The 16,725-nt window shown below is 48.8% G+C and carries 15 protein-coding genes; 11 read left to right on the top strand and 4 right to left on the bottom strand.

What is annotated here, in order from left to right; genetic code table 11:
- Window positions 1-770: 770 nt before the first annotated feature.
- Window positions 771-1,514 (top strand): 2,3-diphosphoglycerate-dependent phosphoglycerate mutase, encoded by a 744-nt coding sequence (gene gpmA, locus NSQ50_RS25785; protein ID WP_036679780.1) that lies wholly within the window; start codon window positions 771-773, stop codon window positions 1,512-1,514.
- 896 nt (window positions 1,515-2,410) lie between these two features.
- Here gpmA and NSQ50_RS25780 read toward each other — a convergent pair.
- The 3 genes from NSQ50_RS25780 to NSQ50_RS25770 all read right to left on the bottom strand — a co-directional run bounded on the left by NSQ50_RS25780 (window position 2,411) and on the right by NSQ50_RS25770 (window position 4,607).
- Window positions 2,411-2,581 (bottom strand): hypothetical protein, encoded by a 171-nt coding sequence (locus NSQ50_RS25780; RefSeq protein ID WP_340949802.1) that lies wholly within the window; start codon window positions 2,579-2,581, stop codon window positions 2,411-2,413.
- A 53-nt stretch (window positions 2,582-2,634) separates the two neighbouring features.
- Window positions 2,635-3,426 carry an archaetidylserine decarboxylase gene (asd, locus tag NSQ50_RS25775; RefSeq protein WP_036679739.1) on the bottom strand — a complete coding sequence of 264 codons (792 nt, stop codon included), beginning with the start codon at window positions 3,424-3,426 and terminating at the stop codon, window positions 2,635-2,637.
- A gap of 86 nt (window positions 3,427-3,512) precedes the next feature.
- On the bottom strand, window positions 3,513-4,607 hold the full coding sequence (locus NSQ50_RS25770) for a YheC/YheD family endospore coat-associated protein (protein WP_036679737.1): 1,095 nt from the start codon (window positions 4,605-4,607) through the stop codon (window positions 3,513-3,515).
- Window positions 4,608-4,824: 217 nt separating this feature from the next.
- Here NSQ50_RS25770 and NSQ50_RS25765 point away from each other — a divergent pair, with 217 nt between their 5' ends.
- From NSQ50_RS25765 to NSQ50_RS25745, 5 genes are all read left to right on the top strand, one after another.
- Window positions 4,825-9,513: a WIAG-tail domain gene (locus NSQ50_RS25765; RefSeq protein ID WP_076223495.1), complete on the top strand. Its 4,689-nt coding sequence runs from the start codon at window positions 4,825-4,827 to the stop codon at window positions 9,511-9,513.
- A 632-nt stretch (window positions 9,514-10,145) separates the two neighbouring features.
- Window positions 10,146-10,988: a glycosyltransferase family 2 protein gene (locus NSQ50_RS25760; RefSeq protein WP_305953534.1), complete on the top strand. Its 843-nt coding sequence runs from the start codon at window positions 10,146-10,148 to the stop codon at window positions 10,986-10,988.
- On the top strand, window positions 10,985-11,905 hold the full coding sequence (locus NSQ50_RS25755) for a glycosyltransferase family 2 protein (protein ID WP_094903705.1): 921 nt from the start codon (window positions 10,985-10,987) through the stop codon (window positions 11,903-11,905). The genes NSQ50_RS25760 and NSQ50_RS25755 overlap by 4 nt, the downstream gene beginning before the upstream one ends.
- Window positions 11,902-12,639, top strand: a complete 738-nt coding sequence (locus NSQ50_RS25750; RefSeq protein WP_036679731.1) for a glycosyltransferase family 2 protein — start codon at window positions 11,902-11,904, stop codon at window positions 12,637-12,639. The genes NSQ50_RS25755 and NSQ50_RS25750 overlap by 4 nt, the downstream gene beginning before the upstream one ends.
- 47 nt (window positions 12,640-12,686) lie before the next feature.
- Window positions 12,687-13,418, top strand: coding sequence for a sugar phosphate nucleotidyltransferase (locus NSQ50_RS25745; RefSeq protein ID WP_036679730.1), 732 nt, complete (start codon window positions 12,687-12,689; stop codon window positions 13,416-13,418).
- 65 nt (window positions 13,419-13,483) lie between these two features.
- Here NSQ50_RS25745 and NSQ50_RS25740 read toward each other — a convergent pair whose 3' ends face one another.
- Window positions 13,484-13,999, bottom strand: a complete 516-nt coding sequence (locus NSQ50_RS25740) for a GNAT family N-acetyltransferase (RefSeq protein WP_036679727.1) — start codon at window positions 13,997-13,999, stop codon at window positions 13,484-13,486.
- 195 nt (window positions 14,000-14,194) lie between these two features.
- Here NSQ50_RS25740 and NSQ50_RS25735 point away from each other — a divergent pair, with 195 nt between their 5' ends.
- The 5 genes from NSQ50_RS25735 to NSQ50_RS25715 all read left to right on the top strand — a co-directional run bounded on the left by NSQ50_RS25735 (window position 14,195) and on the right by NSQ50_RS25715 (window position 16,244).
- Window positions 14,195-14,482 (top strand): hypothetical protein, encoded by a 288-nt coding sequence (locus tag NSQ50_RS25735; RefSeq protein ID WP_036679726.1) that lies wholly within the window; start codon window positions 14,195-14,197, stop codon window positions 14,480-14,482.
- 24 nt (window positions 14,483-14,506) lie between these two features.
- Entirely contained in the window at window positions 14,507-14,851 is a 345-nt protein-coding gene (locus NSQ50_RS25730; protein WP_036679724.1) for a hypothetical protein, read from the top strand.
- The gene (locus tag NSQ50_RS25725) at window positions 14,848-15,150 is read left to right on the top strand and encodes a hypothetical protein (RefSeq protein WP_051491084.1); all 303 of its coding nucleotides are present in this window, start codon (window positions 14,848-14,850) and stop codon (window positions 15,148-15,150) included. The genes NSQ50_RS25730 and NSQ50_RS25725 overlap by 4 nt, the downstream gene beginning before the upstream one ends.
- Window positions 15,131-15,571 (top strand): hypothetical protein, encoded by a 441-nt coding sequence (locus tag NSQ50_RS25720; RefSeq protein ID WP_143760491.1) that lies wholly within the window; start codon window positions 15,131-15,133, stop codon window positions 15,569-15,571. Before NSQ50_RS25725 ends, NSQ50_RS25720 begins: the two co-directional genes overlap by 20 nt.
- Before the next feature lie 142 nt (window positions 15,572-15,713).
- Window positions 15,714-16,244, top strand: coding sequence for a GNAT family N-acetyltransferase (locus NSQ50_RS25715; RefSeq protein WP_036679721.1), 531 nt, complete (start codon window positions 15,714-15,716; stop codon window positions 16,242-16,244).
- Window positions 16,245-16,725: the final 481 nt, after the last annotated feature.

Genomic DNA, 16,725 nt, shown 5'->3' with positions numbered 1-16,725 from the left:
TGTTTCAGTTTGTTCAACCAAGGGTAAATACTTTGCAGTTTAGTTTACAGAGAATTTACATAACTTCTTGGAAGGAGACTCTTGGCATGATCATCAGACGCAGAATCTGCAACACGGATTGTAAGAGTGGAGGCGGAGGTATTTTTAGAAACCGCTTAAAACGGTTAAAGCAGGCGAACGCTTTTGTCGTGGACAGCTGGTTCTAAACGGAACAAGCAAGCATACAATCGCATGATATGACTAAAAATATAAATAGCCGGGGCCATGAGGCATCCGGTTTTTTTGTGTTGTTAGAAATTGATATATATAATGAACTTAAGTCGAAGACTAGAGTAACTGATGGACATTACATCGTGCCTCACGTTGTATTTTGTACAATGGGATTGAGTCTAAAAGCAGTCGGATTTGAATTCTGTTGCACATCTTACATTCAAATTCAGGAGAAGCAGCCTTTCTAGAGATCATCACGATAATCTATTGCACAAAGTACAATGTAATGTATTTTCAAGTGAGAGTTAAGATTTTCTGTTGCACATTCTGCAATGAAGCGTAAGCTCATGTACCGCACTATCTACACGCCGTTCACGGTCCATGCACGCCTCATTCACGTACCTTTGAGGATGTTTAATTGGTCTAACTATGAGGTAGCGGTAGATATTTATTTCTACGATTGGGTTATTACTAAGGTGAGAGCTTTCCGCGATACGTTTCGCATAATGTTGTTCGTCGGTAGAATATATAAGGTCCATAGTTGGAAGGAGAGAGAGAAAATGTACGAAATCGTACTAATACGTCATGGTGAGAGCCAGTACAATGTACAGAATTTGTTCACAGGCTGGAGTGACCCGGATTTAACTGAGAAGGGTATCCAAGAGGCAAAGACTGCTGGCAAGCTGTTGAAGGACGCTGGGTATACATTTGATCTGGCTTTTGCTTCGGTACTCAAACGCTCGATTAAAACTCTTAACTATGTACTGGAAGAGATGGATTTGCTGTGGATACCCGTGCAAAAGTCTTGGAAATTGAATGAACGCCATTACGGGGCATTGCAGGGATTAAGTAAAAGCGAGACAGCGCTAAAATATGGAGATGAGCAGCTGCATATCTGGCGGCGGAGTTTATCGGTGAGACCCCCGTTGCTGGAGCTTGATGATCCTAGGTATGCCAGAAACGATATTCGCTACAGCGGTGTTCGTCCGGAAGATATCCCGCGTGGAGAGAGCCTGGAGGACACTGTACATCGTGTAGGCGATTTCTGGGGAAACCGGATCGTACCTCTTTTGCGTAAAAAAGAACGGGTGCTTATCTCAGCCCACGGCAATACGCTGCGTGCATTGATTAAATTTATGGAGGATATTGATGAAGCGGCATTACTGGAGCTCAATATTCCTACCGGAGTACCGCTCGTGTACAAATTGGATGAGGACATGAATCCTATCAGTCGCTTTTATCTAGGAGATCCGGAACAGGTAGCGGCCAAGGCGCTTGATGTTGCTAAGCAGGGACATGTGTAATTGGCGTGTAATAAGCGTATAGGCGTAGCAGGTGTATTGAGTATAACGGGTGTACAGGTATAGTAAGCAAAACAGGCGGCGTAATAATCACATTAGGGCGTAGCAGGTTAATAAGCGTAACAGGCGTATTAGGTGGGTTACATGAAAAGATAAAAGGACAGCCTCGGGGCTGTCCTTTTTGCTATTAGTGTGTTTGTGACCAATCAAATGTGCGAAAATGGCGCGTATAAGGTCAGCTGGGTGCGAAAGCGTTGAATGTTAACCGTCGACCAACGCTCCGTAGATCCTCGACCAACGCTCCACTAGCCCTCAAATCCTCAACTAACTCTTGACCATCCCTCCACCAACTCTCGGCCAGCCCTTAACTAACTTTCGACCAACCTCGACCAACGCTCTAGCAAATGCTTACGGACTCAGCAGCCGCTATTTGCCCATTTATCACCATTTGAGCGGAGTTTCGGACTCCAGCGCCGCTATTGCCTAAGATCTAGCGCAAATAGGGTGTTTTTCATGCCAATAGCTGCGGTGGAGTCCGATAGAATTGCAAATGTGTGAAAAAGTCGCGTATAAGGTCAGCTGGGTCCGATAGCGGCGAGCGCACACCTTCCACTAACGCTCGACCAGCCCTCCACTATCTCGACCAGCCCTCCACTATCTCGACCAGCCCTCCACTATCTCGACCAGCCCTCCACTATCTCGACCATCCTCAACTAACGCTCGACCAACCTCGATCAACGCTCTGCAAATGCTTACGGACTCAGCAGCCGCTATTTGCCCATTTATCGCCATTTGAGCGGAGTTTCGGACTCCAGTGCCGCTATTGCCTAAGATCTAGCGCAAATAGGGTGTTTTTCATGCCAATAGCTGCGGTGGAGTCCGATAGAATCGCAAATGTGTCAAAAATCCGCGTATAAGGTCAGCTGGGTCCGATAGCTAACGATAGGTATACGATAGCTAACGATAGGTACACGATGGTTAGACGATAGGTATACGATAGCTAGAGGGTTCGTGTCCGCAACTGTGCTCCACACTAAGTCCCCAAAATTAGAGGGCACCTCAGCAGCCATTTTATGGCTTTTGAGGTGCCCTCTAATTTTTCTTGGAATTCGCCTAACTCTCCCTACAAAGGTCGATGCAACGTTCCCAGTAGCTCGCCCATTTTTACCTTCGAGTTGACCTCAAGCTTGGGTCTCGGGGTAAAGGTACCGCTTTCCGTGAGCAGCACTACGGTGGAGCCAAACTCAAAATAAGCCAGATCATCGCCTATTTGCCACTCGGCAGCCGTAGCATCCGTATAACGGATGCTGCTGACGTTCATTGCGCCTACCTTTACTACCGCGGTTTCCCCGTAACTCCCGGCAATATACGTAATGAGACGTTCGTTGCGGTTCAGGACACCCTTCATATGTCGCATTCCGAAATCGTTGACAGGATAGGCCCGTCCGCGAATATAATCGCTCTCCACCTTTTGTCCGGTAAGGGGAGAGTGAATCCGGTGATAATCGGTAGGACTCAAATAAAGAACGAAGAAAAAACCCTTCTTGTACAGCTCCAGATGCGGGGAGTGATTAAGGAGATCCTCGATCTTATAATCCTGCCCTTTTACATTCATAATCGTACCGGCGGTAATGTCACCCATAGCAGTAATCGTTGCGTCTACGGGACTAACCAAAGCGTCAGCATCGGTTGCAATAGGCCGCATGCCCGGCTTCAGCCGGCGGCTGAAAAACTCATTAAGAGTGAGATATTCTCCAGGATTTTTCTCCGCTTGAGCGGAGGGGATTTGATAAGTCTTAATAAATGCCGGGATAAGAAAACGGCTGATTCTACTATGAGAAAAAGATCCCATTAACCGTGAAAGCCACCGGTGTGAGGATAGCTCGGTCATCAGCCGTAGCAATTGTTTTACCATGCCCATCTCCCTTCCATAATGCAGCAGTACGGTTGTATACGGGTCGTCTCTGCTCTGCATTATATTGACATAGAATAGGAGACAAATCAATAACTGTTATATACCGTACTGTTCGTTTCTATTAAAAAACGCGCGTATCCCATAGGTCTGCGATAGCTGTCTTTCCAAATTTCCGTAAGGCCGGCTTTATGAAATCCGTAGCGTTGGTCGCGACCGTTACATTCTATGAAGAAGAGTCGTCCGTCCTTAGTAATGCCTATATCCAGTCCGATATCGGCCAGTCCGGGAAGGTCTTGCTCCAGACACCGTGCGATTGCAAGGCTAAGTATTTCGACAGACATACGGATGTGGGCCGCTGTGGATCTTGAAAAGGCTTTTTCGAGCGCTAGGGAGGAGCTTAACGCTTCTCCTCCGCGGGCTATATTGGAGACAAAGCCCCCTGGGGCAGCCAGTTTGGCGAAGAGCCCAGTGACCTGCCAATCTCCTCCCCAGCCGCGCTGAACGGTGACGCGTAGATCAAAGGGACGTCCTCCAATCTCAGCAAGGGGAATACGTTCTTGAACAAGATAAGGCACGGAGGTTAGGCGTGCGCGGAGCGCTTGTGGCAACGCCGCCTGATTTACGGGAATATTTCTCCAGCGCTGCATCGAAGGGGAGAGGTAGCTCAAGGTCCAACGCTGAGATCCCTTGCGGACCAGCCGCATGACCCCATTCCCTATACTTCCACGGCAAGGTTTAAGAATGAGATCGGGATAAAGATTCATCATTTCTTTTAGGCCTGAGACTCTCGTTGTTACGGGTAAATATTCGCGAAGCTCCGTATTTTTTTCAAGCAGCTGATGGATCTCATCTTTGCCGTATCGATTACATGTATTGAAAATCAGGGGATAGTGCTTCAGCAGACGCTGCATCCCAGGGCTGTTTTTGCTGTATATTGCCCGGTTATGGATAACAGCAGGCGTAGGAACAACTACGCTTTTATATCCGTTGGCTCCCTTTATATAGGCGGCACTAAAGCCTGTGTCCGTATCGATGTCCGCGAGCTTCAGGAAGCAAGGGACTAAACCGTATGCCGCCGCGGCCTCTTCATAGTTGGATAGAGACTCCTGTCCTGTTTTTAGCCGGGGAACGCCCCGGTGCATATCGGCATTTAGTAATATTCCAACGAGCTTATGCCCCATGTTTGTTCCTCCTGTTTCATCGGTTACATGATCCCTGCTTTTTCTACTCTTGTCATAGTATGTTTGTACCCGCGTGTCAGGGTGGACGAATGCGCGAAGGCAGATGCCTTTTTTTATACATAATCTTATGAAGGCCTCATCGCAAAAGGGTGTCATAAGCCCATACCGCTGCATATGATGCCTAGGAGAAACATTAGATGGAAGGAGGAGACTGCTTGTGAGGGGTTCCAAAAAAAAGCAGCCGCGCAGTCCACAGAAACGACTCTATTTTGTAGATAATCCCAATAAAGAGGAACTGAGTATGCTGGATACCAAAAGCAGCTCTAGAAGCTCGGGGAATAACAGTGACGGAGTCAGTGAAGCAGAGATCGCGGAAGTTCAGGTAAGTGGGGGAGCAATAGCTGAAGTCGTTCTAGAGGAGCCAACTTCTGCTCCAGTTCTACAATTGGAGCCGGAGCTTATAGAGGAAGCGCAGCTTCAGAAACAGGCGGATAATCTTCCTGAAACCGTATGGTTCGCTCCTCCAGAGAAAGAACGTTTTCAGCCCGTTTATACAGATGATCTTTCGGATGCAGCGGTGACCGGAGCCAAAATCGCTCCACGTACCATTGACGGTTCTAAGCTAAAGTTCGGCATTATTGGTACACCTTGGCTGCAAGATTACGCTGTACAGAGTATCAATATCGCGGACAAGGCAGTCACTTCTGCAAAAATCGCACCAGAATCGATTGTGGGCGAGCATTTAGCAGAAGGAAGCGTTAGTGGCGGTAAGCTGCTGGATCATTCGATTAGTGGAGAGAAGCTGAAAAATGGCAGTATTAGTCCAGAGAAGCTGGCTGATCGGATTATAGGCGGCGGTCAAATTGCAGATAAAGCCATTGAGAGCCGCCATTTAAGCGATTTGATTATTACTGCGGATTTACTGGAAGATGGAGCCGTTACTAGTGACAAAATAGGAAGCAGCAGCATCACAAGTCGCCACCTAGCTAACGGCAGTGTTGACCGTTCCAAGCTGGCCGATGCAGCGGTATCTGGCGATAAAATTGCTGATGGTGAAATCAGCAGTTCAAAGCTAGCGGATGCTGTTATTGAAGGCCGCCATCTTAGCGACGCTTTGATAACCGCCAGACATCTGGCCCCGGGAGCGATTGGTTCTGATCAGCTTGCCAGCAAATTGATCGGTAAGGAACAGCTGCAGTCGGGTATTATCGAAGGCGGGCATTTAGCTGATGGAGCTATAGGCTCTAAGCAACTTGGTGCAGATGTCGTGAGAAGCGTCCATTTAAGCCCAGAAAGTGTGAATGGTAATCATATCGGTGATGGCGAAATATCGAGTCGGCATTTGGCTGACCGCAGCATCTCTTTTTTAAAGCTGGCTGAGGGTGCAGTAGGAACTGCACAGTTAGTGGAGCAAGCGGTAACCTCGTCCAAAATTGCTGACCAAAGCATTCTCCCACATAAGCTGGCAGACGAAGCAGTGACCACAAGACATATTGCTAAATCCGCCATTCGCGGACCGCAAATTGCTATGCAAGCCATAACTTCTATTCATCTGGAACGCGAAGCAGTGAATCATTCGCATATAGCGGCGGAAGCGGTCGGCTCGGAGCAGCTTAAGGAAGAAGCTATTCAGACTCAACATTTATCTTCCGGTGCTGTGACTGGAGAACAGCTGGCTTCAGAATCTGTGGGCGGGGAGCATCTTCGTGCACAGAGCGTTACTTCTGCCAAGTTGGCAGATGGAAGTGTAAATGCAGCTAAGCTGGCAGCAGGTGCAGTGATTGGGAGCACGATTGCGCGTGAAGTAGTCAGTGGTGAACATATCGCTTTTTGTACAGTGGAGGAAAAGCATCTGGCGGATGCCAGTGTGAGCGGCCGTGTATTGCAGGATGCTGTGGTAAATAAGGATCATTTGGCCACGGGAGCCGTGGAACGAAGACATCTTGGTGAAAATAGTGTGACTTCCGCTGCGATTCAATCGGGCTCAGTTTCAGGAGATAAGCTGGCTTCCGCTGCGGTGAGAGAAATTCACCTGGCAGCAGGAGCTGTGCAGCCTCATCATCTGGCCGATCATGCAGTGACCTCGTTGAAGCTTTCACCGGAAAGTGTCTCAACGGATAAAATCAGTGATTTAGCAGTCACTTCGGCTAAGCTTGCAGACGGTAGCATAGAATCCAGTAAACTGGCAGCGTCAGCAGTTCATGCTGAGCATTTGTCGGTAAATGCTGTAAGTTCGAAAACCATAAGCGAAAGTGCCGTTCAAAGTAGACATTTGAATCCCGGCAGTGTCAGTGGGGCGCATATCCGGCCGTTGTCTATAGGGAATGGTCATATCCTTCCGAATTCTATTTCTGCGGTTCAAATCCAAGAGGGCAGTATTAATAGCTCTAAGCTGGTAAAAGGTGCCGTGGATTCTCAGCATCTTTCACCTGGTAGTGTAGACGGCAGCCATTTGTGTACCGATACGATTGAAGGTCGTCATATCCTACCTGGTGAAATCACGCTGGCTCATCTGGCGGAAGAGGTACGTAGCTCTGAGTTGCTGCCAGACGGCTGCATAACTGGGGAGAAGCTGGCTGAAGGATCGGTAGATTCCAACCATCTCCTGCCTGGAAGTGTGAACGGAAGCCATTTGAATTCGGGTTCTGTCGAAGGTCGACATATCCTACCGGGTGAGGTCACGCTTGCTCATCTGGCTGCAGATGCATATACCTCCGACTTGCTGCCTGAAGGCAGTATTACCGGGAAGAAGCTGGCGGGAGCATCCGTGGATTCTATTCATTTAGTGTTTGGAAGTGTGGAAGGCGGACATCTGAGTTCAGGTTCCGTCGAAGGACGTCATATTGGAAAAGGTGAGATTACCCTGGCTCATCTCGCCGATGAAACCCGAAGCGCTGATCTGCTGCCAGACGGTAGTATTACTAGAGAGAAGCTGGCGGAGGAATCCGTAAGTTCTATTCACCTAGTGCCTGGCAGTGTGGATGGCAGCCATTTAGGCCCAGACACAGTAGAAGGCCGTCATATCCGATACGGTGAGATCACGCTGGCTCATTTGGCAAAAGAAACACGCAGCTCCAAATTGCTGCCAGACGGTAGTATTTCTGGTGTAAAGCTGGCACATGCTTCCGTAAATTCAAATCATCTAGTACCTGGCAGTGTGGAAGGCGTTCATCTAAGTTCAGGTTCTGTCGAAGGGCGCCATATTGGAAAAGGTGAGATTACGTTAGCTCATCTGGCCGAAGAAACACGTAGCGCTGACTTGCTGCCAGACGGTAGCATCACTCGGGAGAAGTTGGCGGAAGAATCCGTAAATTCTAATCATCTGGTGCCTGGAAGCGTAGATGGCAGTCATTTGAGTCCGGACACAATAGAAGGACGTCATATCCGATATGGTGAGATCACGCTGGCTCATTTGGCCGAAGAAACACGCAGCTCCAATTTGCTGCCAGACGGTAGCATTACTGGGGAGAAACTGGCGGAAGCATCCATAAATTCAAATCACCTTGTACCTGAAAGCGTGGAGGGAACTCATCTGAGTCCGTCTGCAATAGAAGGACGCCATATTGGAAAAGGTGAGATCAAGCTAGCGCATTTGGCGGATGAGGTACGCAGCTCCGAGCTGCTGCCGGACGGAAGCATTACTGGGGAGAAGCTGGCGGAAGCCTCCGTAGAAGCAATTCATCTAGTGCCTGGCAGTGTGGATAGAACTCATCTGAGTCCGTCTGCAGTAGAAGGTCTCCATATTGGAAAAGGTGAGATCAAGCTAGCACATCTAGCGGATGAGGTACGCAGCTCCGAGTTACTGCCGGATGGCAGCATTACCGGTAAAAAGTTGGAGGGTGGATCTATTACTGCCTACCACTTGGCTCCTGGCAGTGTTTATGGGGGACACTTAGGGGGGAATGCGGTAGATAGCCGCCATATCCGTGCTGGAAGCATTACTCTGAATCATTTGGCAGAAGAAGTGCGCAGCGCTGATTTGTTGCCGGAAGGCAGTATTACAGGCGAGAAGATTGAAGTCGCGACGATTCAGTCTTTCCATTTAGCCCAAGGCAGCGTCTCTGGAGGTCATTTGGCCGGGGATGCGGTGGATGGCCGCCATATTCGATCGGACAGCATCACCCTGAAGCATTTGGCAGAAGAGGTACGCAGTGCGGATTTGTTGCCGGATGGCAGTATTACTGAAGAAAAACTCGCCGAAGGCTCCGTGAGTTCTTCACATTTACAACCATGGAGTGTTTACGGAGAGCATCTTGCTGACAAGAGCGTGGCAGATCGGCATTTGCAGCCTGGCATCATCAAATTAGAGCATCTTGCGGATGAAACACGCAGCTCAGCACTGCTCCCGGATGGCAGTATCAACGGAGCTAAGCTGAAGGAAGGCAGTATCGAGTCCGCTCATCTGACAGAAGGTGCAGTAGGGACAACAGAGCTTCAGGATGAAGCGGTAGTAGCATCCAAAATCTCTTCGTTTGCGATTCAAGCCCGCCATCTGGAAGAAGAGAGTGTTCAGGAATATCATATTTCCCCAGGTGCAGTAAACGGGACTCATCTGGCACCGAACTCTGTAAATACAGATCATCTGTCCTTCAGTCCGATTCAAACAGCTGGGAAGCGAGAAGCACTACAGCAGTTTGGAATGACAGCATTTATGTTCAATGGGGATGCAGAGAGTGTAGAGGTGACCGTATCGTTTGATGAGAGCTTTGGGCATACGGGTTATGTGCTTGTTGCCATGACCAATCAGCCTTACTTCTACGCTTCCTTAAAGAGCAGAGCCAATGGAGAAGCAGTGATTCAAGTAGTGCGGTTGCGCGAGACTCCGCATTTCTATGGGGTTATCTCTTGGATTGCTATAGGCGCTCCCTTAGCTAAGCCGGCAGCAGATGATCGCGTATTTGATTGAACCTTAAGCAGTTCCTCTTAAAAATAGCAGAGTAGCGAATCTCCTTATTGGAGATCGCTGCTCTGTTTTTTTGGGGGGGAACGGTACATGTCAGCATCGCCGGGTTCTAATCATTCGCTGTGGCTGCGGCTCAGTCCGATAGCCTGGTAGTCTAAACATCCGCTGCTACTTACGGACCCAGATGGCGTTATTTGCAGGTTTGTCGTTTTTTAAGGCTGGTTTAGGACTCTAGTGAAGCAATTGTATAGAAATAGAGCATTATTGAGTTCTTTTCATGCCAATAGCTGCTACGGAGTCCGTTAATAATCTAAAAGTGTGATAATGCGGCGAATAGGAGCAACTGTGTCCGATAGCGCTAATGTCTAAACATCCGCTGCAGATTCGGTTTTGTCCGATACTGTCCTAACCTAATCGCCCTGCCGCGGACACAATCTGCGTTCGTTACCGCCACAGATTGTGTCCGCGGCAGCTGGCTATGCGCAATGTATCTAAGCTGAAGTTTGGTGGGGAGTACATTTGTCCTGTTTTCAGAACGACAGGAGACAATTGCCGTTACCCTGTGCGTTGTAGTACATAAACTGTGATGTAACCCTCAGCCTGAAGAATTGGCTCTGTAAGGAAGGTGGATGAGCATGAAGCCCAAACGAACTTCTGCCCGCCGCACAGGACGGCGGGTCTCTCGGATGAAGCGGCGGACTTCACGCCCAGTGCGGCAAGTCGCTGTAGTCCCTATAGTTAACCATCCTAATCCCTATGTTTCGGTTATTATTCCAGCCATGAATGAAGCTCAGACCATTGCGGGAGTGATATCTGGAGCCAGAGGGGTCCATCCGCGCTGCGAGGTAATTGTGGTCGTGAATGGATCCACTGATCAAACGGCAGGGATTGCACAATCGCTAGGTGCGCGTGTTATTTCCTATGAGTTGCCGCTTGGACACGACGCTGGCCGTAGTGTGGGAGCTGAGGCAGCCAAGGGAGAAATCCTATTGTTTACAGATGGAGATTTGGTGATACCTGCTTCGGGGCTGCGTCCTTACGTCACTGCTGTTAGTGGTGGAGTGGACATAGCGCTTAATGATTATTCCGGTCCGGTCCGGAAGCTGTCCCCCCATCCGGTGGTGCTGTCTAAACATGCACTGAATATTCTGCTTGGCCGTCCAGATCTGAAGGGATGTTCGATGACGGCAGTTCCGCACGCAATCAGCCGCAGAGCACTTGATATTTTAGGGAGCGATTCATTATCACGTCCTCCACTGGCGCATGCCCAGGCAATTCTTAGTGGACTGCATGTGGTAGCCGCTCACAAAGTACCTGTAGGGAAATTGAATGCGGTAAGGCGCAAGGAAGACGGCAAAGATCCATTGCAGCAGTTGATTACAGCGGATCATATGGAGGCTGTATCCCTGTTGCTGGAACATCGGGGGATCAGAGCGGGCTTTGGCGACGGAGCCCGGCGCAGAGAGATGGTGAGATGATGGTTGCAACTTTACGAGGCACAGCAGCTCGAACGGCAAAGAAACGCCCAATCCGTCACAGGTCAGCCAATCGCTCTGTAAAAGGCAACGCTGCTACTCGCCCGCTTCTGTCTCGGCAATCGAAGGCAGGCAAGGAGACTCTGAAGTTACCGAAGTTACGCGGGACTTTGTCAGTCATTATCTCCGCGCGTAATGAGGAGCAGACCTTGTCACGTCTGCTGCATCAGGTTGCACGGCTTGAACCTGCAGAAATTATCGTCGTACTTAATGGCTGCAGTGATAACTCTTTTCCTATTTCTAGACAACATCGTCAAGCCATTGTAGTACACTGCCCAGAGTCTGTCGGACATGATGTGGGTCGGGCTATCGGTGCGAAGCTGAGTCGCGGGGATATATTGCTTTTTCTGGATGGAGATATGGTCATTCCGGCCTCTCAGCTCGTTTCATTCACGGCGGCTGTAGATCGTGGGATTGATGTAGCTCTTAATGATTTAGACTCACTGATGCCTTCTTTTGGATTATGTGATGATGTCACCCGCAGCAAACTGTTTCTGAATTATGCTCTGGATAGGTACGATCTCGGGGTTAGCTCTATGACAGCTGTTCCTCATGCGCTTTCGCGGCATGCGCTTGAGACCATAGGCTACCGTGAATTAATGGTTCCACCTAAAGCCCAAGCTCGTTCTGTATTAGAAAAGTTACGGGTGGAGAAGGCTGGGACGGTAAATGTTATTAAACATAATCGGCTGCGCAAGGCAAATACAGGGGTTGGAAATGCTGTGGAAAAACTGATCATAGGAGATCATGCTGAGGCCCTACATGAGGTTCTTTCGCGGCGAAAAGCTGGCGGTCTGCTAAGTAGTGAGACTCAGCGCGAGTACCGCAGACAGGTAGCCGCTTGGAGGAATCGCATATGACGCTGACGAGTATTATTATTCCAACCTACAATGCGCTGCCCTTGCTGCGGGCCTGTGTGGAATCTATTCTTGCCTACACTCCGCCGCCTTATGAGATTATCGTAGTGGACAATGCTTCAACGGACGGAACAGACACTTATTGCCGTGCGAATCATATAACGTTTATTTCATTGCCTGACAATCGCGGCTTTCCAGCTGCATGCAATATGGGGCTACAGCTAGCTTCAGGTGATGAATTACTGCTGCTGAATAACGATGTAGTGGTATCTCAAGGATGGTTAACTAATCTGAAGAGAGCTCTATATAGTGCTCCTGATGTTGGTATTGTTGGGCCAGTCACAAACTATGCTAGTGGACGTCAACAGGTGAAGACTGATTATGAAGGTCTGATAGATTTTCATCAGGCTGCTGAGAGGGCGAACCTTCCAAATCCCCAGAAATGGTTGGAGACGAGACGGCTGGTAGGATTATGTTTTTTATTCAAAAGAGAGCTGCTTACTTCCGTAGGTCTACTGGATGAGAGATTCTCACCTGGACATTACGAAGATGATGATTATTGTTACCGTACCAGGATAAAGGGATATCGGTTGCTTATCGCCGGGGATTGCTTGGTGCACCATGAAGGAAGTGCAAGTTTCAAGCAAGTTTACAATACCGGACTGCAAGAACTGGTGGAACGAAATCGCAAGATTTTTATAGATAAATGGAATGTAGACCCTATAAATTTCATATGAAGTGCAGATCCGAAGGCAAAGGACGTAGATAAAGAGGAGGAAAGTAAGTGAAAGGAGTCATACTGGCGGGCGGAACAGGATCTAGACTTCAACCGCTGACCCGGCTTATGAACAAACATTTGCTTCCGGTCGGCAAATATCCTATGGTCTGTTACGGCATAGACCGGCTTCGCCGGGCAGGAATTACCGACATTCTTCTGGTTATTAGCAAGCAGTCTGCTGGCCTGTACACAGATTTTTTAGGTAGCGGTGCTGCATTTGGTGTATCTCTGACCTATAAAATTCAGGAAGCTGCCGGAGGCATTGCCGAGGCGCTTGATTTAGCAGAAGGGTTCATTTTCCCGGGGGAACGATTTGTTGTATTGCTCGGGGATAATCTTTTTATGGATGATCTGAAGCCTTATGTGGAGAGTTATCTCCGTCAGCCAGCGGGCACAGCAAAGGTGTTGCTGAAGCCGGTGGAGGACGCGCGCAGATACGGTGTACCTGTGTTTGATAGTCAAGATGCGGCATGGATTGCTTATATCGAAGAAAAGCCGGAGCATCCGAAGACCAATTATTGTGTAACTGGTATTTATATGTACGATGAAGCTGTATTTGATATCATCCGGCGGGTATTACCTTCCAAAAGGGGGGAGCTGGAGATTACTGATGTAAATAATATATACGCCGCTGATCGCAGACTTAGTTATGATGTGCTTAAGGATTGGTGGAGTGATGCGGGGACGTTCCAGTCTTTGCACGAGGCGGGGGAAAAGTTAAAGGATGCACTGCCATAAGGCAGTGCTTTTTTTGATGTAATCTTGCTATAGATAGCCGCAAGGGCTTTGAAATCACGCGTTACTCAGAGGGCTCGGGGGTTGGAAATTCTCCACCAGATTAAATCCTCAGTTTCTTTGTATCTCTCAGAGCCTAGACGCTCCAATACTTTGTGGGAGGCTGTATTATCTTTTTCAGTGTCAGCGATTACATAGACAGCTTGGGGATGGGAGAAAATCCATGCAGTAATTGTGCGTAGTGCCTCTGTTGCATACCCTTTTCTTCTATATTTCTCATCAATCCCATATCCTATAATAACCTCGCCTTTCTCATTCGGGTAACCTTTAAGGATAATGAATCCTATAATACATTGATCTTCCCGATGGACGATGGCCCAGTTCGTTAACCATAGGTAATGGTCGGGGTCCTGCTGCACCTTTTTTAGCCTGATCTGCATAGCATATTGCATTTCATCATCAAGCGCCGCACTGATGGCAGCTAAGCCTAATTGTTGCTGTAGCTCCGAATAGTTATCTATTGCTAGTGAGAGCTCTGGGGCAGTTAAAGGTATTAGATCGATCCGCTGGCTTTCAAGCTTCATATATTCCCCACCAATCATTGGTAAACTCAGGATTGCGCATTTCACATTTTAATCCTTTTAAATGTACTTAGCAATAACGTAATCTTTATGTCATCCAGTCACTTATAGAGCCTTAACTTGTCGAGGATCCCCGGCACCGTAACGACTCCTGCCGCATATGCTGTAGCAGGGCGTTTGAGCAAAGGAGACATGAAGGTGCAGAGTAAAATAACTAAAGTCCTGCAGCACATGGCCCATACGCACGAACAGATGGCGCGGATTCTAGACGCTGAGCGCCATGTGGCTGTCCGTATGTCGCAAATTGTCCACGATCTGCCAGATGCGGAGCCTGATTTTGATGGGATCAGCGGGATGATCGAAAGCTCAACTCAGGTAAACAAGAATATTATTGCTTACTTGAATGCACTTGCAGATCTGGAAGAAGCGATGGCTGATGGGGTAGGCAGAGTGATTAAGGAATTGAACGGTCAAGAAGAAGAGTAACGCTATAGGAGCGGGAGGCGGAAGATGAGCAGAGAAAAGGCTTATCTGCAAATGCTGGAGTCCACCGCCGCCATCCAGTGGAACGTTGCGTTGATTCTGGAAGCTAAGGCGGTTGAAGCTGAAAAGGTAAAGCAGTGGGCACAGCATCATATCCACGCTAGAGCCTTTGATTCCCACAGTGAGCAACTGAAGGAGTCCCTCTCTATACACGAGGTCATCGTGGAGATGGTCGAAGGGCTGACCAAACTGGAGAACGGACTCTACAGCAATTTAAAAGCAGTGCTGGGCAGTGGTGAAGACGATGGTGGCGGGGAAGGTTTTGGAGACATGTCAGGTGATGGCTTTAGTTTTGGAGAAGACAGCAAATGAGCGGGGACCGTCTCTCTGAACATGCCGTCAAGCTGGAGATGATTCGCTCCATTTCGCGCAGTCAGGCTGCTTTGGCGGCCATCTTGGAGAGCATCGCCGAATTGACGGAGCAATCTGAGTTGACGGCCCGCAAATTGAGCGACAATATCAGGATTTTAAGTGGGTATCAGAGTGCGATGTGCCGGATGATGTCCGGGATTTCACTACATCGTCCTAAACGGGGAATTCCTGCTGCGCCATGGCTGAGTAAAGCATACGCCGTAGGAACCTCCAGAGAACATGGAGCACAGGAGGAGTAGAAGCATGAAGAAGAAAAGCCGCAGAACGCTACGTTCAGGCAGAACCCGTAGACGCACATTGCTGCTCTCGCGGAAAGCAAAAGTTCGTAAAGGGCTAGCCCGTAAAACCCGCAGAGTTCTTGCCCGGAAAACTGCTCGTTATGGGAAGTCAAAAAAAGGCCTATTGCTACGCAAGAAAAGAAGACTTCGTCGTAAGCTTGTTCGTAAAGTAAGGGTTTCACAGCCACCGGTGCTTGTGGTACCCGTGAGCGAGGCTCCGCCTGCTCCACAGGTAATTCCGCTCCCCCCGGAGCTGGGCGTTTCGCCGGAAACGCCCCCGGCAGACGCCTTTCAACAGGGCTACACCGAAGCATACAACGTGGGGTTCGACGCCGGTTTCGCCAAGGGCTTCGAGGACGGGCATAAGCTGGAATTCAGCTAGGGGACACAGATGACAAGATCCGCTCCGCCCGTGAGCGGGTCTTGGGGTTTTCGTGCGGACTGGTTTGCTGCGCTGCCGATGTGATAAACTTCATAATGAAAGTGAAAATAATATGAGGTTAAGATGAAGGCAGGGATGATTCATGGATACTGAGATTCGCAGAGCACGCAAAGATGAGATTGATGAAATTATGGAGCTGATTGCCAAATGCGTACAGGTGATGCAAGCAGGTGGCAGCGATCAGTGGGACGAGCATTATCCGAACCGGGAGATCATCTCCCTTGATATTGAACGTGGCAATCTATGGGTATGTGAGGAGAACAATGCGGTGGCCGGCATTCTAGTGTTGGACGAGCACCAATCCGAGCAGTATGGGAAGATTGACTGGACAGAAACGCAAGGGCCTCATTTAATTATGCATAGATTGGCTGTGCATCCTGAAGTTCAAGGAAAGGGAGTTGCACGCCGTCTTAGCACTTTTGCAGAAGAATATGCTCGCCAGAATAGTTATTCAAGTATCCGTCTGGACACATATGCTAAGAACACTGGGGCACTCGCCCTATATCCCAAGCTGGGTTATGACCTCAGGGGTGAGGTAACTTTTCCAGGGCGTACCGCTAATTTTCCGGTGTTCGAGAAGGTTCTAGAAAAACACGGGAATTCGGAAGCTTAACATAGCGAGAGAACCAGAGGATATCTCATGAGCCATCTAATGGCTACTGAGATATCCTCTTTTTGTGGAAATAACACCGTTTTCTAAACAAAAACTTTGTTTGATTAGGTAGCAATTTGCGCTTACGGAAACCCTGCTCAAAAGGCGATAAGTGTGCAAATAGCGTCATTGGAGTCCGAAACCCTGATCAATAAGCGAAAATGTTCAAATAGCGTCATCTGGGTCCGAAAGCATCAGTGACTGAGTGTGACTCGACAGTAACGGACCCAGCAGACCTTAAATGCGGAATTTCCCCACACTTGGAATGCTATCGGACTCCAGAGCAGCTATTGGTATAAAACACACTGCATATGGGCCTGTAACGAGGGAATAGCGCCACTGGAGTCCGAAATCTTGCTCAAAAGGCGATAAATGTGCAAATAGCGTCATCTGGGTCCGAAAGCATCAGTGACTGATTGTGACTCGACAGTAACGGACCCAG

The sequence above is a fragment of the Paenibacillus sp. FSL R10-2788 genome, assembly GCF_038003885.1.
Classification (GTDB): Bacteria; Bacillota; Bacilli; order Paenibacillales; family Paenibacillaceae; genus Paenibacillus_AQ; species Paenibacillus_AQ odorifer.
Note: the sequence above shows the minus strand (reverse complement) of the source record. Positions and strands in the feature narration are given on the sequence as shown.